The following is an 18,726-nucleotide window of genomic DNA, read 5'->3' as shown; positions in this document are numbered from 1 at the left end:
GGAAGTAATGATGTTCAAGCACTATTTACAACTTACTAAACCAGGCATCATCCGCGGCAACCTCGTTGCCGCGGCGGGTGGTTTCTTTCTGGCCTCACAAGGCCAGATTGACTGGCAACTTTTTATTGCTGTTTGCCTTGGCACCAGTTTGGTCGTAGCCTCTGGCTGTGTCTTTAATAACTATATTGACATAGACATAGATGCAAAAATGCAGCGTACACGTAACCGTGAACTGGTACAAAAAATCGTTCCCGTTTCACACGCGCTGATGCAAGCTTGCTTACTTGGGCTTGCTGGCTTTGCCATTTTGTATTTTTTCACCTCAAAACTTGCCTTTGGCTTCGGTGTACTGGGTTTTGTCGTTTATGTCGGCTTTTACAGCCTCTATTATAAACGCCATTCTGTGCATGGTACTTTAATTGGTGGTTTATCTGGTGCTTGTCCTCCTGTCATTGGTTACTTTGCCGTCACTCATCAACTTGATATTGGTGGCGCTATTTTATTTTTAACGTTCTGTATTTGGCAAATCCCCCACTCTTATGCGATTGCCATTTATCGATTTAATGATTATAAAGCGGCTAACATTCCTGTTCTTCCTATTCAAGAAGGTATCGCTAAGGCTCGCTACCATATCATTGGTTATATTATTGCCTTTGCTGTGGCATGTTGGGCACTCACTTACCATGGATATGCGGGAAGCTGGTTCGCTCTAGGTATGGGATTGATTAGCCTTTATTGGTTATATATCGCCAAGGTTGGCTTTCAAAAGATGCCGACCGAGCAGTGGGGCAAACAATTAATGTTGTTATCTATTGCTTGTATCATGTTGTTCTGCTTATTGATTTCAGTTGATTTCGCTCATGTAGCAGTACATAACGATATTCAAGCGGCACTGCCAACGTTCAGTTTAGAAGGCCTATCGTCATGAGTTCAAAAGCGATTAAATACACCTTAATAACTGGGGCGATTTTGATCGCCATTGTTATTAGTTTGTATGTTAAATATTCAACCGTCCCCATCGGGGAGCGACCAGTACAACCCAATCAAATCGGTGGTAACTTTAGTCTTCATACCGCACTGGGTGACATTAATTTGGATGATTATCAAGGGAAAGTAGTGGTACTTTACTTTGGTTATCTGAGCTGTGCCGAGGTCTGTCCAGCGTCAATGGGCGTCATGTCGGCGGCTTTTCGCATGCTACCTGCCGAGGTCGGTGATGAGGTACAAGGCTTGTTTATCAGTGTCGACCCCTCGCGCGATGATCTGACATCATTGCATCAATTTGCGCAGCATTTTGATCCCAGAATTAAAGGCGCAACTGGCAGTGCAGAAGACATTAATAAAATCACAAACCAATATGGTGTCTATTATGACATGGTTAATATGCAAAATTCCGCATTGAGCTACACCGTTGATCATGTCTCCCGATTCTTTGTTATCGCCCCTAATGGACAGTTTGTTACGTCGATGAGCTACAGCACAACGCCGACAGAACTGGCTGCCCGTATCGAACGCACATTACAACGCTACCAAGAAACTAAACAAGGTTAATCATGAATCGTATTGTCCAACTCCTTATTGGAGTCATTTTGCTACTCGTGTTAGCAACCATCGTTCGTCATTTCACGGCTGAAAGCGATGCCGCCTCTAGCCATCATCATGCTCATCATTCTTTACAAGATGAGCAACTGATTGCTATCGGTAAAGGCTTATCGATTGCAGAGCCTAAAGCTAAAGCCACGATTCCTGGAACCAAAGTCAGTGCTGGATACCTCTCATTGGTCAACCAGTCTGACTCTGATATTGTTTTCGTCGCTGCACGTAGCGATGCCGCAACACATACTGAGTTACATCATATGGTGATGGAAAACAGCCGTATGTCGATGCGTCAAGTCGAGAGCATCACGGTGCCGGCTCATGGTCAGTTTGATCTTACTCCGGGTGGCTATCATATTATGTTTATGGATATTGCAACGCCCTTCGTCGCTGGACAAACTATCGTTGTCGAATTGATCGATGATGCGCAAAATGTTTATCCTGTTGAGCTACCGGTGCTGGATATGAGTAACAACCACGCTCACGCCCATTAATCACCTCGGGAGAAAAAAGTGCTTACCTCCGCGAAAAAACTGTCTTTGATTGCGCTCACCAGCACTATATCTTGCTATGTCATGGCTGAGTCTCCGACAAGACCCACAACCTCAATGGATATTATTGCCGAGCAGCAAGCACTGCCCTGCGAGAGCATGCTCACTGAGTTTGCGGCAGAAGTACTGAAACTCAATCCACACCGCATGCTAGAGCAGATAACCCCTATTAGCCATGATCAGTTGTTTCATGCCTTCACGGTCACCGATTATCGAGACAGAGCGAGCCATATCACTTTTCATGCCGTAGAAAATGCCGCGGGCCAATGTCAGGCAACGGCGATCGAAAGTTACTTGTTACAAACCAATTGTGCGGACGCAAGGCACGAAGCGTTCAGTAAGTGGACATTTCAAGGTAAACTGAATCAAGAAACTATGGTTCTTACTAGCGATCGTATCGCTGGTAAACAAGCTTTTCTGACCGATCAAAGCCCCGCCGTTTGCTTAGTTACAACTCGCTATCAAGTGATAAAACCAGCTAGCCAATAACCTACGCGTTTAATGATGAAAAAAGGCCCTGTTGAACACAGGGCCTTTTTATGTATAGATTAGTTTTAAAGGCTACTCTCGGTTAGAGGAAGGCGCTAGCACTTCACGATTACCATTATGGCCTGGTGCACTGACAATACCTTGCGCCTCAAGCTGCTCAACGATTCTTGCCGCACGATTGTAGCCAATTTTAAACCGACGTTGGACACCAGAGACCGAACCTCGGCGAGTTTCTACAACGTGTTCAACAACTTGATCGAATAGCGGGTCCATTTCCTCATCATCGTCCATTTTCTCACCTGGCAGCAGCGACTCTGGCCCTTGATCACCAGCGATAATATCACTGATATAGTTAGGCTTACCGCGAGCTTTCCAGTTATTGACCACCGCATGGACATCATCATCAGACGCAAACGCTCCATGAACGCGAATAGTATGGCTCGACCCCGGAGGGAGATAGAGCATATCCCCCATTCCCAGTAATGACTCTGCGCCACTTTGATCAAGAATAGTTCGAGAATCCGTTTTGGTTGATACGGTAAACGCCACGCGAGTTGGAATATTTGCTTTAATTAAGCCGGTGATCACATCCACTGAAGGGCGTTGAGTAGCAAGAATAAGATGTATACCCGCCGCTCGGGCTTTTTGCGCCAAGCGCGCGATCAACTCTTCTACTTTTTTACCAACCACCATCATTAAGTCTGCAAACTCATCGACGACGACAACAATATAGGGCAGCTTTTCCAAACGCGGGGGAGCGGTATCCATGCTATCCCCTTCTTTCCAAAGTGGATCGTGAATCGGATGACCAGCCTCCGCTGCCATTTTGAGTTTATCGTTAAACCCTTTGATGTTACGCACGCCCAATACTGACATTAATTTATAACGACGCTCCATTTCGCCGACACACCAACGCAATGCATTGGACGCATCTTTCATATCGGTGACAACCTCAGACAATAAATGTGGGATGCCTTCATATACCGATAATTCGAGCATTTTAGGGTCAATCATGATAAATCGAACATCTTCTGGCGTCGATTTGTAAAGCATACTGAGGATCATCACGTTAACCCCAACCGATTTACCGGAACCTGTGGTTCCTGCCACTAACACGTGTGGCATTTTTGATAAATCGACAACCACGGCTTCACCAGCAATATCTTGCCCAAGAACCATGGTCGTTGGTGACTTCGCCTCTTTAAATTGCGCACTACTGACGACATCCGACAAGTACACCGTTTGTCGACTCATATTCGGTAACTCTAAGCCAACATAAGGCTTACCAGGAATAACTTCTACGACTCGTACCGCCATCGCCGATAAGGAGCGCGCTAAATCCATCGATAAACTCGATATTCGGCTGACCTTGACTCCAGGCGCTAAATCCAATTCAAAACGCGTAATCACCGGCCCAGGAAAAATCCCCACCACTTGAGCTTGAATTTTATAATCAGCCAATTTTGATTCTACTAAACGGGCAATCTCTTCTAACGCTACGCGATCTATGAAGTTTTCACGTTTCTCAGGATGATACAGCAGCTCTAAAGTGGGCATTGGCTCAGCAGGTTTGGGCAAATTGACATTTTGCTGCATCAAAAATGGATTTTGGGTCGCCGCCATATTGGCTTGCGCATCAGACACCATGCTTTGAAATGCCTGAACATCAGCATCCAATGGCAATGACTCATCGTCAATACTCTCATCGTCGTCATCACTCATCTCAATATTCTGCTCATGATCAGCAGTCAGTCTCGGCTCCGATGATGGCGAGTGGCTTAATGTGGGCGACGATGACTCGTCTTCAACAACATCTAAGCGAGATATCGCAGGTTGAGTCATGGGATCGTCCCATTCCGTTTCCTCTAACGTTTGAGGATTAAATACAGGTTCATCATCCACGTTCGCTTCGCTCAGCGTCACCGATCCTATCGATTCGACTGGCTGAACAGGATTTTCTTGAACAGGGGGAGTGAAATCCGGTTCTTCAGCAAAGTCGTCGTATTGACGAGCTTGCTGTTCTAACTCTTCTATCGTCGCATTAAGCGAGACTTTCCGCTCCGGTTTCTCTGTATTTTGGTTATCCGGAATATGAATATTGAAGCGTCGCGGTGCTTGCTCTGTCGTTGTTGACTGGCGTTCAACAATCTTATTATTCGTCTCCAAAATACGCTCAGAGATCGAATTGACGGATGAGGTATTGTCAGGCGCGACATCGGGAGACATCGGCTCAAGATCAACACTCTGTGGCTGGATAAGCTCGTCTTTGTCACCACGGACACGGTTAATCAACCACTGACCGCCTCGGATACCGTTACTGCCGAGCCACTCGACAATCGTTAACCAAGAGATTCCGGTTAATAACGTTAGCCCCGCTCCCCATAAAAAGAGCAGCACTAAGGTCGTACCAAGTAAGTTCAGGGTCGGTAATGCTAAGCTAGTGAGAACATCACCAATCACCCCACCGGACGAAAAATACCAAATATCATCAAAATTGATATCAGCTAACCCACAACTGGTGAGGATCAAAATAACTAAGCCAAGTAAACGAGTCCCCCACAGCATCAAATCAATACTTTCTTGCTCCTCACGACGGCGTAACGTTATCCATGCCGTGACAGTAAAAATAATCGGCAAGAGATAAGCCAGCGAGCCAAAAACAAAAAAGAGTGTGTCAGCAACCCAAGCGCCAACGATACCACCAGCATTTTGAATGTCAGAACCCCACGCGGTTTGTGACCAAGAAGGATCCGCTGGGTGAAAGGTCAGTAAAGCTACCGCCAGTAACACGGAGCAGAGAACCGCCAAGATAAGCCCACACTCTTTTAAACGCTGCTTGCCATTTAAACGTGAGGGAGGCAACTGCTCAGAGGTTTTGATGATCGTTTCAACTTTATTGTTACTGTGTTTGAACATATACCAACTTGACTATGATAATGGCCAGTATAAAAAATACTATAACCCATATTGGAGAGGAGAAAACAGTCTGAGCGGCGATGGCCGCTCAGACTGTTGGTAGATTTAACCATATCACGGTTAAAAACCCAATGTATCAACGTCAGAATGCGGTAAGAAGTCTCTTATTCACATCATCAAGCTTAACGAGTTTTTATCACCAGTTGATTGGTTTGTTTCACTTCTTCCATGACCACGTAGGTGCGCGTATCGTTAACGCCAGGTAACCGCAACAAGGTATCACCCAATAGTTTACGGTAGGCTCCCATATCGGATACTCGTGTTTTCAATAAATAATCGAAATCCCCAGAAACGAGATGACACTCTTGGATGTCATCGAGTTTTTGCACAGCAACATTAAATTGTTCAAAAACATCTGGTGCCCCCCGATTAAGGGTAATCTCCACAAACACGAGCAGTGAGGCATCAAGATACTGGGGATTTAACAGGGCAGTATACCCTGTAATGTATCCTTGACGCTCAAGTCGTCTTACCCGCTCCAAACAAGGGGTTGGCGAGAGACCAACCCGTTTGGATAATTCTACATTCGAAATACGACCATCTTTTTGCAACTCATTTAAGATATTGCGATCAATACGGTCAAGATCCTTGGAGGGCCTTTTATAGTTGTCTGCCATTTTTTATTCCACCTTATTACTTCCTTGCAAAAAAATATATTACAACTTCTTCATATTCAGCATCAAACTTTATATACGCACAACTATACTAGTCATAAACTCGACACAAAATCCCAACAAAAACCCAACATGAATGATTCATGTAAGGAGTTAGAATGATTATTGGTGTACCTAAAGAGATCAAAAACCACGAATATCGCGTGGGAATGATACCCGCCAGTGTAAGAGAGCTTACTTTACATGGCCACCAAGTGATTGTCGAAACCGAAGCAGGATCCGGTATCGGCTTTTCAGACGATGATTATATCGCTGCAGGGGCATCCATTGTTCCTAATGCAGCAAACGTATACTCGCAAGCCAAAATGCTCGTTAAGGTCAAAGAACCTCAAGCCACAGAACGCGCTATGCTCAAAGAAGGGCAAATTTTATTTGCCTATTTGCATCTTGCTCCAGATTTTCCACAAACTGAAGCACTTATCAAGAGTAATGCTGTCTGTATTGCCTATGAAACTGTAACAGATAGTATGGGTCGATTACCACTACTAGCACCAATGTCTGAGGTGGCTGGCAGAATGTCCATTCAAGCCGGAGCTCGTATGTTGGAAAAATCTCACAAAGGAATGGGAATTCTCCTCGGTGGCGTGCCCGGTGTTGCGCCAGCCAATGTATTGATATTGGGGGGTGGAGTAGTCGGCGCGAGTGCCGCAAGAATCGCCATTGGCTTACGTGCGAATGTCACTCTACTCGACCGTAATCTAGAAACCTTACGCAAATTAGATGAAGAGTTCCAAGGTCGAGCAACACTGCTCTACTCCACCGCTGACGTCATTGAACAACAAATTATTCACGCCGATCTAGTGATTGGGGCGGTGTTGATCCCTGGAGCCAGCGCACCAAAATTGGTCAATGAACAACATATTAAACGCATGAAACCCGGATCGGTGGTTGTTGATGTCGCTATCGATCAGGGGGGATGCTTCGCGACTTCTCATCCCACAACCCACGATCAACCTAGTTATGTCGTGCATGATGTGGTTCACTACTGTGTCGCAAATATGCCGGGAGCCGTGGCGCGAACCTCCACTTTTGCTCTCAATAACGCTACCCTTCCCTACATTGTAAAACTTGCCAATCTGGGTTATCAACGAGCGTTGCTCGAGGATAAAGGATTATTGGCGGGACTGAACATCCTCAAAGGACAAGTAACTTGTAAAGAAGTCGCAGACAGCTTTAATTTACCTTATATCAACGCGATAGAGGCGCTAAAATCTACGCATTGAGTTTAAGTCGACGCTAAAACTGGCTGCACGTAACGATAGTGTCGACTGATACGACCCGCTTTACCCCAGTAAAGAAGCCTGCTTGGCATGAATGAGCAAGTTTCTTGGTGTTACCTCTCGCGGACAAAATTCACTGACTGACACTTGATAACCTTGCTCTTCTAAGAACAGCGCCTTATCACAAACGAGCCACATTTCTAATAAGCGTCTAAAGCCTTGTTGAACAAGGCTCAATTTTTCCATACGCCAATAACGGGCTAACCCTTGCTGTTCATAGTTCGCAAAATTAATCTTATCTAACGCCAACAAAAAGCCTTTTTGTTCTGCTGCCCAAAGACAAAATGCTTTAAAGCCTTCAGAAAGCTGTGATTTTTTAATGCTTGGTGTCGGTTGATAGTCTATTAAGCCTAATTCCGCTTTAAGTAACTCATCCCAGCCTAAGCGATAACTCATCTCTTGTTGACGGTGACGTTTCACTCGCTCACCTCCAGTAACCGTCTCTTGAACAGGAATACGTAACTCTTGGCGAGTGAGATTCAACCCAGACTGCTGACCTAAACTCGATAATGGTTGATAGTGATCCACTTCGATAAGATGATAACAACAAGGCGCAACACTCACTGCAGACACCGAAGCTTGCGCAGCGTATTGCATTAAGCGCACATGTAAATCACCACAAGCGTGCAAAGCCACCGCATGTTGACAGGGTTTAAACAACTTTTGGCTACTCGGTTTAAAAGCATCGCCTTGCACAAACATCATCGCTAATTGGCGCTTATCCGCTTCAGCTTGTCCTTGTAAACATAAGGCCTCTTGATATTCAAAACTGAGCACTGGACTATCAGAATAAGTGGCTAAAAAACGCCCCAGATACCCTTTACCTGCACACCACTCTAACCATGATTGACCTTGATGCCGAGCGATCAACTGTTGTCCCAATCGCTTGATTTGTTCAATTTTTCGTCCAGGAATACCCGTATAGAGCGAATGAAGCTTTTGCGTATTCTCGTCAGTAGGCAATACCGTGAGTAATGGCTGCTTTACAAGAAAATCGTGAGTACTGGCAATGATCTCAGCAAGTCCTTCAATATATATTGATAGATGGCAAAGCAAAACATCCGGTTGCTGTTTCAGTTGAGCTATTTGCTGTGGAGAGAGCGAGTTAAGCCAACGATCCAGTTCAGAGTTAACCCCATGCCAATGATCAGTATCATCCACACTATGATGAAAGGGCTCAAAACGCCAAAACAACGCGGTTTGAGAAAGAAATGTATCGAGCTGAGTAAAAAGTGTCTGCATTATGCCCCCTAACTAAAGCACTATTTTAGGGTCAAGTTAACGAGGAAGAAAGAAGACCATTGGCAAAAAACCGTACTATACTGTCAATAGATCGCCTATCCTCATCTAAAATGACGGCTCGGTTACACTTTTTTATGCTTAACACATAAATAATTAAGATTGTCTATTTGTTGGTGATGTCGATACAGGTAGGATAGTGTATCCTTTATTATCGGGCTCTAAAAAAGATACGGATTTTATGAATATAGGTTTACTTATCGCTCTCGGAGTCGTGCTTCTGGTTTTGATCTTAGGCTACAACATTATGTTGCAGTATCGATTGAAAATAGAAACGGCCAAGAAACAAGAATCTGCACGTTATCTAACCATTATTGATGCCACTGAAGATTTAATCGGTAATGCGCATCATATGCCATTTAGTAAAGATTTGCTGGTTTGTTTAAATAACCGAATTCTTGATGCTCTGCAAAACATGCTTGATTTAGATCCCAAAAATAAGCAATTGGCACAGCGCGTCGAAAATATGCAGGCACAAATTAAACACCTAAAAGAAAACCATCCCGGTGGAGAAAGTACGCCATTTAAAGTTCCAAGTAGCGATAAGCAAGCCATTGTCATGCTCAAACTGGTTAAACGACTCCGAGATACGGTACGCAGTGAACACAACAAAGGTCGTTTTGATACCCAAGCCTTCGTCGCAGAAAACGCTCGGCTTGAAACCATTCAAATTCGAATTAATATTGAAAACGTGATTAAGCGTGCCAACGATTCGATTGTTCGTGGGCAACCAGGTACCGCACTGCAACTTCTCCGCAAAGGGATTGATGTTCTGAATACCAAAAACGACAGCTATTCGACTCAAGCAAGAGAAAAACTACAAACCATGCATGATGACATTGAACAACGCCGTCAAACTAAAAGTGCTGCTGATGTCCAACAAATGGAAGACAAAGAGCGCAACAGTGATATGGAAGCATTATTTGGTGAGAAGAAAAAGTGGTAAAGGGACAACTCGATACTTTTCCCATAGCCATCCTCCATCATCAAATGCCAGACAGACGACAGTTCACCATTTACCGTCTTTTATCCCGAGACAAGTGACCGTATAGGACGTTACCATTGTTCCCCATGAATATCGACTAATGGTATGATTGGGGCTCCACGTCAAGTTCATCCTATCACTACTGATCCAAATGATAGCTTAAGCCGATACTTTTTAATGACCATGATACAGACCGCCATTCAACCCTTACTCGCTCCAATTGAGCAATTCCTACTCTGCCCAACGCCCGACTCTTGGATAGTTCAAGCTAAACGACCTGAGAATTTAAACGTTATTTTACGAGATCATTTATTGTGTGAGCTGAAGGCGGCGCAAAGCGCCATTTTTTTACTCAAACGCTATGTGCTAACCGATGAAGCCGCTCAGCAATTGACAGCCTTAATTCAACCCTATGAACGTTTTGCTTATCAATGCCAAGGCGATTTGCTTTCTCTCAAAGGAACCAGTCAGTTGTCGAAATCGATTCACGCGAGAAGTGACTGTGCCTATGGCGAAGCGATGATTGAGAAAATGGTTTTATTGATCAAAGAAGAGTTGCATCATTTTTATCAAGTAGCAGAAATTATTGAACGCCAAGAGTTAGAGTATCAGCCAATCAATGCGAGTCGTTATGCCAAAGGCATGCTTAAGCATGTTAAAACCTTCGAACCGGATGCATTGATTGATAAATTGATCATCGGTGCGTTTATCGAAGCTCGATCTTGCGAACGATTTGCTAAGTTAGCCCCTCACTTACCGGAAGAAATTGGACGATTCTATCTCTCATTATTGCGTTCTGAGGCTCGGCACTATCAAGATTATCTAGCATTAGCTGAACACATTGCAGAAAACGATATCCGTCAACGTATCGACTATTTTGCTGCTATTGAAGCTGAGCTCATCCAGAGCCAAGATGATGATTTTAAATTTCATAGCGGTGCGCCAATTTAATTGGCGCACTCTCAATGCTAAACAGCCATCAGTGAGGCATTAATCTCAGCTAAGACTTGAGCGGGATGATTAGCTTGAGTGATAGGCCGTCCAATCACTAAATAGTCCGAGCCCGCTTCTAGGGCTTGAATCGGCGTCATAATCCGTTTTTGGTCACCAACATCAACTCCAACCGGACGAATCCCCGGTGTAACCAACTTAAACGATGAGCCTAAATGCTGTTTTAATGCAGAGGCTTCTTGAGCAGAGCAGACCACGCCATCTAAGCCAGCATTTTTAGTTAAGGTCGCTAAACGTAGTACATGCTGCTCTGGCGCAAGGTTAATCCCTATCCCTGCCAAATCGACCTGCTCCATACTGGTTAATACGGTCACCGCTATCAGTAACGGACGCTCGTTACCATAAGGTTCGAGTATTTCACGAGCGGCCACCATCATTCGCTCACCGCCACTAGCATGGACATTTACCATCCATACGCCAAGCTCTGCTGCAGCGCGAACCGCTTTCGCACAAGTATTCGGAATATCATGAAACTTTAAGTCAAGAAAGACAGAGAAGTCACGGCGATGCAATTCACGTATCAACTCCGGGCCAAATAGGGTAAACATTTCCTTACCCACTTTTAATCGACAGCTCGATGGGTCAATCTTATCGACGAAGGCAAGCGCCTCTGCTCGTTTTTCATAATCCAAGGCAACAATGACTTTTTGGTCGTTCATTTTTACTCCTAATAATGACCTATCGTTTTGATACTTAACCTTTGTTCCATTCAATACATACCGATGGATGCTCGGTCTATTTCTGGTTAAACATACATGAGGGAATTACTCACCATCTAAACCACGGATCGGCTTAATTGTCCCCCACCCCTTACAAGAGGGGCAATGCCAATACAGCGAGTGAGTCGAGAATCCGCAATGACGACAGCGATAGTGAGGTTTGGCTTTTAGCTGTTCTCCAACCAATTTTTGTAAGGTAGAAAGGCTGGCTTTCGCTCTGCCTTCTTCCGCTTCTGCGATGTGATAACCAATTAAGCGATAAAAACCTTTCATGGTCGGGTTTTTAACTAATTGACGAGTTAACAGCTCCTGAGCACTTGCCACACCATCATGTTGAGCGACCAACTGCGCAAGCATTAACTCCGCAGAAACTCCGGCATTGTTATCAATACATTGGCGCAAAAACTCAACCAGAGCATCTTCTTGACCAAGGTGATGATAACATTCAGCCAAGGTTGGTAACACTTCACCAATGAAGTCAATATCTTGGCTTAAGACACGCTCTAAATGACTGATCGTCTGCTGATATTGCTGATTCGCGAGACACAGCTTACCCAGCGAAATACTGGCGCGGACACATTTAGGATCTTCATGCAATGCACGTTTAAAAAACTGCATCGCTTTATTATCTTGCCCGTCAGATTGCTCTAGCATTGCTAACTCACACCAAAAATGAGCGATACTATTTTTCATCCGCTTGCGCCCCAACTTCACTAACGCCTGTGCACACTCAATCGCTTTATGCCATTCGCGTGTTTGTTGGTAAATCGCCGTTAATTGTTGCAAAGCGGATTCTCGGTGCTCCGGTTCATCGATCAATTGTTCAAATATTTTTTCTGCGCGATCGAGAAAACCTGCCACCATATAGTCTTTAGCAAGCTGTTGCAGTGCGAGATTTTTTTGATCAATCGTTAAACCTGATCGAGAAATAAGATTCTGGTGGATGCGAATGGCGCGATCGACTTCACCACGGGAACGAAACAGATTACCTAACGCGAGATGAGTATCAATCGTTTCATTATCAACTTGAAGCAGTTCAATAAAATGGTCAACGGCTTTATCAGATTGATCAGAAAGTAATAAGTTTAACCCCGTAACGTATTGGCGGGAGATTTGGTGAGAGTGCTTCTGCTTGTCTTGCTGGGCGCTACGATTGCCCATATACCATCCGTAAGCGGCAGCAATGGGCAAGAGCAAGAAGAGAAGTTCTAACATTAATTATTCCAGATTAGCTTTTGGCTTGATTGGCGTTTGCGGCACGACTTGCTTGGCTATTTTACGATTAAGCTTACGTATCTCAAGCTTCGCTTTAAGATACAAACCACCAAATAAAATCCAAGCCACTAAAAAACCGGTCACAAACACGCCGCCCAATAACGTTGATAAGTGAAACTCACCTTGGGCAAGCAGATAATTAAACGTCACGATCGCTTGATTTTGAGCACCTAACGCTAACGCGATAAGAAATAAGGCCAATAACACGATAATTTTTATTATTTTCATAATACCTATCCTATTTAGGTTCATATTCACCAATTCGCTTGCTGATTATGCAGTAAATTCGTCTGACAAACCATGCTCAATCTAATAATCCAGTGACTTTTGAGACACAAAAAAGCGGCATACTGAAAAAGCATGCCGCTGGTGTACTTGTCGTATTACTAAATGTTCTGGTTAACCCGCTCACGTAGTTCTTTACCCGGCTTAAAGTGAGGTACATATTTTCCCTCTAACTCTACTTTTTCGCCAGTCTTTGGATTACGTCCAATGCGAGGCTCACGATAGTGTAAAGAGAAACTGCCGAAACCACGAATTTCGATTCTCTCTCCGTCTTCTAACGTTTTGGACATGTGTTCAAGAACATCTTTTACGGCATCTTCAATTTCTTTGGCTGACAGATGCGTTTGTACTGCACACAGCCTTTCTATCAATTCAGACTTAGTCATAGTTTCCCTCATTGAGTTTTTACCTTGATTATAGTCAGTAATAGCAGTTCCAACAAACACTTGCTTAATTTTGTAGAGAAAAGGCAAAAAAAAGGAACCTATGCAGGTTCCTTTCTATTTACGAATTTAACTTATTCGCCTTTAGCAGCTTTGAAAGCATCAGCCATTGCATTACCAAAAGCAGCTTCATCTTGCTTGTTGATAGTTGCCATTGCTTCTTGCTCATCAGCTTCATCTTTCGCTTTGATAGATAGGTTGATTACGCGGTTTTTACGGTCAACACCAGTAAATTTCGCTTCAACTTTATCACCAACGCTTAGAAGAAGAGAGGCATCTTCAATGCGGTCACGAGCAATTTCAGAAGCGCGGATATAACCTTCTACGCCATCTTCAAGAGTGATCGTTGCGCCTTTAGCATCAACGGCTGTTACTGTACCGTTAACTAGAGTGCCTTTCTTGTTGTCTGCAACGTAAGCATTGAATGGGTCATTTTCCATTTGCTTAACGCCTAGAGAGATGCGCTCACGCTCTGCATCTACTGCTAGAACAACTGCTGAGATCTCATCGCCTTTCTTGTAATCACGTACCGCTTCTTCTCCAGGAACATTCCAAGAGATGTCAGATAGGTGAACAAGACCATCGATACCACCGTCAAGACCGATAAAGATACCGAAATCAGTGATAGACTTGATCTTACCAGTTACTTTGTCGCCTTTAGCTTGCGCTTCAGCGAATGACTGCCAAGGGTTAGCTTTACACTGTTTTAGACCTAGAGAAATACGACGACGCTCTTCATCGATATCAAGAACCATCACATCTACTTCGTCGCCAACATTAACAACTTTAGATGGGTGGATGTTCTTGTTAGTCCAATCCATTTCTGAAACGTGTACTAGACCTTCAACGCCTTCTTCGATTTCTACGAAGCAGCCGTAATCTGTTAGGTTAGTAACACGACCAGTTAGTCGGTGACCTTCTGGGTAACGCTTAGCGATAGCTACCCATGGATCTTCGCCTAGCTGTTTTAGACCTAGTGATACACGAGTGCGGTCACGGTCAAACTTAAGAACTTTAACTAGGATTTCGTCACCAACGTTAACGATCTCTGATGGGTGCTTAACACGTTTCCACGCCATATCAGTGATATGTAGTAGACCATCAACACCGCCAAGATCAACGAATGCACCGTAATCAGTAAGGTTCTTAACGATACCTTTAACTTCAGTACCTTCTTGTAGAGTTTCAAGAAGTTCGTCACGCTCAACACTGCTTTCTGATTCGATAACAGCACGACGAGAAACAACAACGTTGTTACGCTTCTGGTCTAGCTTGATAACTTTGAACTCTAGCTCTTTGTTTTCTAGGTGAGCAGTGTCACGAATAGGACGTACGTCAACTAGAGAGCCTGGAAGGAATGCACGAATACCGTTCAATTCAACAGTGAAGCCACCTTTAACTTTACCATTGATGATACCGATAACCGTTTCAGCTTCTTCGTAAGCTTTCTCAAGAACGATCCAAGCTTCGTGACGCTTAGCTTTCTCACGAGAAAGTTGAGTTTCACCGAAACCGTCTTCAACAGCGTCAAGTGCTACGTCAACTTCTGAACCAACTTCTACTTCTAGTTCGCCCGCAGCGTTTTTGAACTGTTCTGCTGGAATAGCAGACTCAGACTTAAGGCCTGCATCAACAAGTACATAGCCATTTTCAATCGCAACTACAGTACCTTTAACGATAGTACCTTGTTGAAATTGGGTTTCGTTTAGAAACTCTTCAAAGAGTTGAGCAAAAGATTCAGTCATGTATTTAATCTTCAATAATTAAACGTCCACGGGTATCCTACCGCATGGGGTTGTTAAAATCGCCAGTCATCATCCTTGCGACCAACGTTCTTAGCTAACGTGGTTTATTCCGCTAACTTCGATTCGATGTATTGTAATGCTTGAGCCACAACATCGTCGATAGACAAAGTCGTTGAATCTAATAATAGCGAACCTTCCGCTGGACGCAGTGGCGCCACTGAACGATTACGATCTCTATCGTCACGTTCTTGAATTTCGCTTAAAAGGGCGTCAAATTTAACATCAAGGCCCTTCAGTTGCAACTGCTTATAGCGTCTACGCGCACGCTCTTCTGCACTTGCATCAAGGAAAATTTTTACCGCAGCTTCAGGAAAGACCACGGTTCCCATATCTCGCCCATCGGCCACTAAGCCTTTACCTTGCTCGAACGCACGCTGTCTACGCAATAACGCCTCACGGACACGAGGCAAGGCAGCAATTTTTGAAGCGGCCATACCCGTTTCTTCTTTACGCAAGGCCTTAGAAACGTCTTCACCTTCTAAAATTACTTTAACCAAGTCGCCTTCAGCAATGAACTCAACATCAAGGTGTGTGGCTAGAGGAACTAATGCCTCTTCAGAGTCAGGGTCAACGCCATGATGAATCGCGGCTAAGGCAAGTACGCGATAGATTGCGCCCGAATCTAACAGTTGAAAACCGAGCTTTTTCGCCAACAACATACACAGTGTGCCTTTACCAGCGCCACTAGGTCCATCCACGGTAATTACCGTTGTTTGCAAGGACATGCTTTACTCCATTCGTTTAGTTCACGACTCATCGCGTGATTGGTCAACGATGAATTATATACTGAACTGGCAATAAGATGCGAGTTTCAGACGAGGAGTCCCCCTCATAAAAAAACTCAGGGCTAAGCCTGAGTTTCTTGTTCGCGGGTGGTTCACATTACAGTAAAATACGTTTATCGTTTCTTGCCACGATTGCTGGCCCGATTCCCTTCACTTTAGTTAGATCTTCTTTTGTTAAAAACTGACCATTTATCTCACGATATTCAACAATCGCCTGAGCTTTTTGCAAGCCAATGCCTTGTAACAAAGTCGCGATCTCTTCTGCCGAGGCGGTATTAACATTCACTGTGATCTCAAAGCCCTGATTAACGCTGACCGTTTCTTCGCTCATCGCTTGGCTAACAGGCAGGCTTAAGCCCAACAGCAGGGCAAGTAAATAATTCTTAACCATTGTTCCTTCCTTGTTTAAGTGTTTATCGCATCCCTACACCACCAGATGAACAAGAATCACCGGTCGAACACGCTGGATCTTGGTGAGCAACAACGTTGTATTTTCTCATAGCACAGGGGTAGACAAGACGATAATAAAGGATTAGTCACATCGACTATTTGAACAAAACAAGAAAATAAAATGGGCTGCAAATGCAGCCCAAAATGACAAACATGTTATTTACACAACAGGCCGTTATTGCTCTAAACCATAATATTGGATTTTCGTATTTTGACGCAATACACCCAAAATACCCTCAACATTCTGTTGTAGTCCAATGCGAGATAACTGAGCGCCAATTTGCTGATTCAATTGTGGGTCAGCCTCAGTCGTCACAGCAGCTAAAGCGATAACAACAACGTTGCCTTGTGCATCTTTGCCATGTGCATAAACATGATGCTCGCCTTCTGGCTTCGGCATAGAGAAGACGATTTCAGCCAATGGAGAACTTCTATCCATACGCTGAACCTCACTAAAGGCTAATTGATGGTCGTCTAATAAACTATTATCGCCAGCGTTTAAAGCCGTGACTAAATCGTTTGCCAATTGCAATGCTTGCTGTTCCGCTTTTAAACGCGATAACGTCGCAACGATTTGCTCACGAACCTCGGCCAACGGTAAAATAATTTCTGGACGAGTTTGCTCAACACGGACAACCACAACATGCTCAGGGGCAATTTCAATTGCATCCGAGTTCAGTTGATCTTCTTTGACTTCTGGCTGTCGCAGCGCTTGTATAACCGCTGGAGCACTCAATGTAGCAGGCAATTCTGCGACTGAAATAAAATCCGTACGTTGAATGTCTGCGCCAATTGCCTTAGCGGCTTCATCTAACGAGTCTGGTGACTCAAAAGCAATACGCTCTAGCTCAGTTTGTAGTTGATAAAACCGATCAACCGCTTGCTGATCTTGTAACTCTGCTTTTATCTCAGCAGCAACTTGCTCATAAGGCTTAATCACTGGAGCCTTAAGTTCATCAAGTTTAATGATGTGGTAGCCGAAATCCGATTTTACCAGCCCGCTAATTTCACCGACTTGTTGAAGAGCAAAAGCCGCACTTTCAAAAGCCGCATCCATCGTATCACGTTCAATCCAACCTAGCTCACCACCCTCTTGGGAACTACCAATGTCTTGTGATTTCTCTTTCGCCAATTGAGCAAAGTCCGCCCCATTGTGTAATTGATCTAAAATCGCCTGAGCTGCTTGTTGATCATCACCTTGGATCATGATGTGGCTGACTTTACGCTGTTCTTTAGAAGCATATTTATCTTGATGCGCATCATAGAATGCTTTGGTCTGCTCATCCGTAATGGTGATGGCTTGTTTCAACTGCTGCGCTGACAACTCGATATAAGAAATTCTCATCTGTTCCGGACGAGTATATCGATCATCATTTTGTTGATAATACTGCTCAATCTCTTGATCTGTTAGCTGAACCTCTTTTGCGAAATCAGTGGTCGGTAGCGTGATGGTTCGCACATCTCTAGCTTGAGCCACTAACGCACTCAACCCTTCGACTTCACCGGGTAAAGTAAACTCGCTGGTCTGTAAAGCCGCAACCAGTTGATCACGGACCAGACTACGACGCATATACTCGGCAAAAGCATCGGGGGTAAACCCTGCACGACGCAGAGCAGATTGATAGATATTTTGATCAAATTGACCTGCCGACTGGAACTCTGGCATGGCAATAATGGCTTGACGAACTTGATTATCACTTACACGTAAACCGAGCGACTGTGCATGCTGCTCAATTAAAATATCATTGATCATGCTATCAAGCACTGAGCGTCGTAGTGAAGCGACATAAGTTGGGTCTGCTAGTAATGTAGAAAAGTAATCGCCAAGTTGTGACTGCATGCGATTACGTTCATTTTGATACGCCTGTTCAAATTCCCCACGACTGATCTCTGTCTTGCCGACTTTGGCCGCTGCATTATTGCCGCCGCCAACGATATAGTTACCCACGCCTGCAAAGATAAACGATAGGATGATGAGTCCTAGGATAATTTTCACCGCGATGCTGTTCACGCCTTCGCGTAATCGTTCCATCATAGTTGTACTGCTCTCCGGGTTTGAAGCTAAATGCTTCAGCCAAAATTGAATAGCGCGATAATATCAGA

Annotated in this window: 18 protein-coding genes; 7 read left to right on the top strand and 11 right to left on the bottom strand. The window is 44.3% G+C overall.

Annotation, left to right across the window (positions count from 1 at the left end):
* Positions 1–10 precede the first annotated feature (10 nt).
* The 4 genes from cyoE to CAG58_RS08345 are packed head-to-tail and all read left to right on the top strand — an operon-like array spanning position 11 to position 2,636.
* A complete protein-coding gene (gene cyoE, locus CAG58_RS08360) occupies positions 11–928 on the top strand; it encodes a heme o synthase (protein WP_004395625.1) in 918 nt (305 codons plus the stop codon).
* Positions 925–1,551, top strand: coding sequence for an SCO family protein (locus tag CAG58_RS08355; RefSeq protein ID WP_161425520.1), 627 nt, complete (start codon positions 925–927; stop codon positions 1,549–1,551). Before cyoE ends, CAG58_RS08355 begins: the two co-directional genes overlap by 4 nt.
* 2 nt (positions 1,552–1,553) lie before the next feature.
* Positions 1,554–2,090, top strand: a complete 537-nt coding sequence (locus CAG58_RS08350; RefSeq protein WP_161425521.1) for a copper chaperone PCu(A)C — start codon at positions 1,554–1,556, stop codon at positions 2,088–2,090.
* A gap of 18 nt (positions 2,091–2,108) precedes the next feature.
* Complete coding sequence (locus CAG58_RS08345; protein WP_337247256.1) at positions 2,109–2,636, top strand: hypothetical protein; 528 nt, start codon at positions 2,109–2,111, stop codon at positions 2,634–2,636.
* 72 nt (positions 2,637–2,708) lie between these two features.
* On the opposite strand, the gene CAG58_RS08340 is transcribed toward CAG58_RS08345, so the two are convergent.
* Together CAG58_RS08340 and lrp are read right to left on the bottom strand one after the other, a co-directional pair.
* Positions 2,709–5,552: a DNA translocase FtsK gene (locus CAG58_RS08340; protein WP_161425522.1), complete on the bottom strand. Its 2,844-nt coding sequence runs from the start codon at positions 5,550–5,552 to the stop codon at positions 2,709–2,711.
* 182 nt (positions 5,553–5,734) lie between these two features.
* On the bottom strand, positions 5,735–6,229 hold the full coding sequence (lrp, locus tag CAG58_RS08335; RefSeq protein ID WP_115152709.1) for a leucine-responsive transcriptional regulator Lrp: 495 nt from the start codon (positions 6,227–6,229) through the stop codon (positions 5,735–5,737).
* Positions 6,230–6,384: 155 nt separating this feature from the next.
* On the opposite strand from lrp, the gene ald reads away from it, so the two are divergent.
* Positions 6,385–7,509, top strand: a complete 1,125-nt coding sequence (gene ald / locus CAG58_RS08330) for an alanine dehydrogenase (protein WP_161425523.1) — start codon at positions 6,385–6,387, stop codon at positions 7,507–7,509.
* Between the two features lie 60 nt (positions 7,510–7,569).
* Here the strand turns inward: ald and CAG58_RS08325 are convergent, their stop codons facing one another.
* Positions 7,570–8,808, bottom strand: coding sequence for a methyltransferase (locus tag CAG58_RS08325; RefSeq protein ID WP_161425524.1), 1,239 nt, complete (start codon positions 8,806–8,808; stop codon positions 7,570–7,572).
* A 238-nt stretch (positions 8,809–9,046) separates the two neighbouring features.
* On the opposite strand from CAG58_RS08325, the gene CAG58_RS08320 reads away from it, so the two are divergent.
* Positions 9,047–9,811, top strand: coding sequence for a hypothetical protein (locus tag CAG58_RS08320; protein ID WP_040904878.1), 765 nt, complete (start codon positions 9,047–9,049; stop codon positions 9,809–9,811).
* 216 nt (positions 9,812–10,027) lie between these two features.
* Positions 10,028–10,801, top strand: coding sequence for a tRNA isopentenyl-2-thiomethyl-A-37 hydroxylase MiaE (miaE, locus tag CAG58_RS08315; protein WP_202598232.1), 774 nt, complete (start codon positions 10,028–10,030; stop codon positions 10,799–10,801).
* A 17-nt stretch (positions 10,802–10,818) separates the two neighbouring features.
* Here the strand turns inward: miaE and pyrF are convergent, their stop codons facing one another.
* The 8 genes from pyrF to ppiD all read right to left on the bottom strand — a co-directional run bounded on the left by pyrF (position 10,819) and on the right by ppiD (position 18,658).
* A complete protein-coding gene (pyrF, locus tag CAG58_RS08310; protein ID WP_161425525.1) occupies positions 10,819–11,520 on the bottom strand; it encodes an orotidine-5'-phosphate decarboxylase in 702 nt (233 codons plus the stop codon).
* A 105-nt stretch (positions 11,521–11,625) separates the two neighbouring features.
* On the bottom strand, positions 11,626–12,795 hold the full coding sequence (gene lapB / locus CAG58_RS08305; RefSeq protein ID WP_004395636.1) for a lipopolysaccharide assembly protein LapB: 1,170 nt from the start codon (positions 12,793–12,795) through the stop codon (positions 11,626–11,628).
* A 3-nt stretch (positions 12,796–12,798) separates the two neighbouring features.
* The gene (locus tag CAG58_RS08300; protein WP_004395637.1) at positions 12,799–13,083 is read right to left on the bottom strand and encodes a LapA family protein; all 285 of its coding nucleotides are present in this window, start codon (positions 13,081–13,083) and stop codon (positions 12,799–12,801) included.
* 158 nt (positions 13,084–13,241) lie between these two features.
* The gene (ihfB, locus tag CAG58_RS08295; protein ID WP_004395638.1) at positions 13,242–13,526 is read right to left on the bottom strand and encodes an integration host factor subunit beta; all 285 of its coding nucleotides are present in this window, start codon (positions 13,524–13,526) and stop codon (positions 13,242–13,244) included.
* 131 nt (positions 13,527–13,657) lie between these two features.
* Positions 13,658–15,328 carry a 30S ribosomal protein S1 gene (gene rpsA, locus CAG58_RS08290; RefSeq protein WP_004395639.1) on the bottom strand — a complete coding sequence of 557 codons (1,671 nt, stop codon included), beginning with the start codon at positions 15,326–15,328 and terminating at the stop codon, positions 13,658–13,660.
* Between the two features lie 104 nt (positions 15,329–15,432).
* Positions 15,433–16,113, bottom strand: coding sequence for a (d)CMP kinase (gene cmk / locus CAG58_RS08285; RefSeq protein WP_161425527.1), 681 nt, complete (start codon positions 16,111–16,113; stop codon positions 15,433–15,435).
* A 157-nt stretch (positions 16,114–16,270) separates the two neighbouring features.
* Positions 16,271–16,564 (bottom strand): ComEA family DNA-binding protein, encoded by a 294-nt coding sequence (locus CAG58_RS08280; RefSeq protein WP_004395641.1) that lies wholly within the window; start codon positions 16,562–16,564, stop codon positions 16,271–16,273.
* Positions 16,565–16,798: 234 nt separating this feature from the next.
* Positions 16,799–18,658 carry a peptidylprolyl isomerase gene (gene ppiD, locus CAG58_RS08275; protein ID WP_161425528.1) on the bottom strand — a complete coding sequence of 620 codons (1,860 nt, stop codon included), beginning with the start codon at positions 18,656–18,658 and terminating at the stop codon, positions 16,799–16,801.
* Between the last annotated feature and the right edge of the window lie 68 nt (positions 18,659–18,726).

Origin of the sequence: Vibrio sp. V31_P5A7T61 (assembly GCF_009904895.1) — a bacterium.
Classification (GTDB): Bacteria; Pseudomonadota; Gammaproteobacteria; order Enterobacterales; family Vibrionaceae; genus Vibrio; species Vibrio metschnikovii.
The sequence above is the reverse complement of the archived record's forward strand: the minus strand, read 5'-3'. Positions and strand labels throughout refer to the sequence as shown.

What these genes read in the sequence shown, in the direction of transcription:
- CAG58_RS08340 (WP_161425522.1), bottom strand. Translation starts at nt 5,552, where the DNA reads ATGTTCAAACACAGTAACAATAAAGTTGAAACGATCATCAAAACCTCT.
- CAG58_RS08325 (WP_161425524.1), bottom strand. Translation starts at nt 8,808, where the DNA reads ATGCAGACACTTTTTACTCAGCTCGATACATTTCTTTCTCAAACCGCG.
- ppiD (WP_161425528.1), bottom strand. Translation starts at nt 18,658, where the DNA reads ATGATGGAACGATTACGCGAAGGCGTGAACAGCATCGCGGTGAAAATT.
- cmk (WP_161425527.1), bottom strand. Translation starts at nt 16,113, where the DNA reads ATGTCCTTGCAAACAACGGTAATTACCGTGGATGGACCTAGTGGCGCT.
- rpsA (WP_004395639.1), bottom strand. Translation starts at nt 15,328, where the DNA reads ATGACTGAATCTTTTGCTCAACTCTTTGAAGAGTTTCTAAACGAAACC.
- ald (WP_161425523.1), top strand. Translation starts at nt 6,385, where the DNA reads ATGATTATTGGTGTACCTAAAGAGATCAAAAACCACGAATATCGCGTG.
- pyrF (WP_161425525.1), bottom strand. Translation starts at nt 11,520, where the DNA reads ATGAACGACCAAAAAGTCATTGTTGCCTTGGATTATGAAAAACGAGCA.
- CAG58_RS08300 (WP_004395637.1), bottom strand. Translation starts at nt 13,083, where the DNA reads ATGAAAATAATAAAAATTATCGTGTTATTGGCCTTATTTCTTATCGCG.
- CAG58_RS08320 (WP_040904878.1), top strand. Translation starts at nt 9,047, where the DNA reads ATGAATATAGGTTTACTTATCGCTCTCGGAGTCGTGCTTCTGGTTTTG.
- ihfB (WP_004395638.1), bottom strand. Translation starts at nt 13,526, where the DNA reads ATGACTAAGTCTGAATTGATAGAAAGGCTGTGTGCAGTACAAACGCAT.
- lrp (WP_115152709.1), bottom strand. Translation starts at nt 6,229, where the DNA reads ATGGCAGACAACTATAAAAGGCCCTCCAAGGATCTTGACCGTATTGAT.
- miaE (WP_202598232.1), top strand. Translation starts at nt 10,028, where the DNA reads ATGACCATGATACAGACCGCCATTCAACCCTTACTCGCTCCAATTGAG.
- CAG58_RS08280 (WP_004395641.1), bottom strand. Translation starts at nt 16,564, where the DNA reads ATGGTTAAGAATTATTTACTTGCCCTGCTGTTGGGCTTAAGCCTGCCT.
- cyoE (WP_004395625.1), top strand. Translation starts at nt 11, where the DNA reads ATGTTCAAGCACTATTTACAACTTACTAAACCAGGCATCATCCGCGGC.
- CAG58_RS08350 (WP_161425521.1), top strand. Translation starts at nt 1,554, where the DNA reads ATGAATCGTATTGTCCAACTCCTTATTGGAGTCATTTTGCTACTCGTG.
- CAG58_RS08355 (WP_161425520.1), top strand. Translation starts at nt 925, where the DNA reads ATGAGTTCAAAAGCGATTAAATACACCTTAATAACTGGGGCGATTTTG.
- lapB (WP_004395636.1), bottom strand. Translation starts at nt 12,795, where the DNA reads ATGTTAGAACTTCTCTTCTTGCTCTTGCCCATTGCTGCCGCTTACGGA.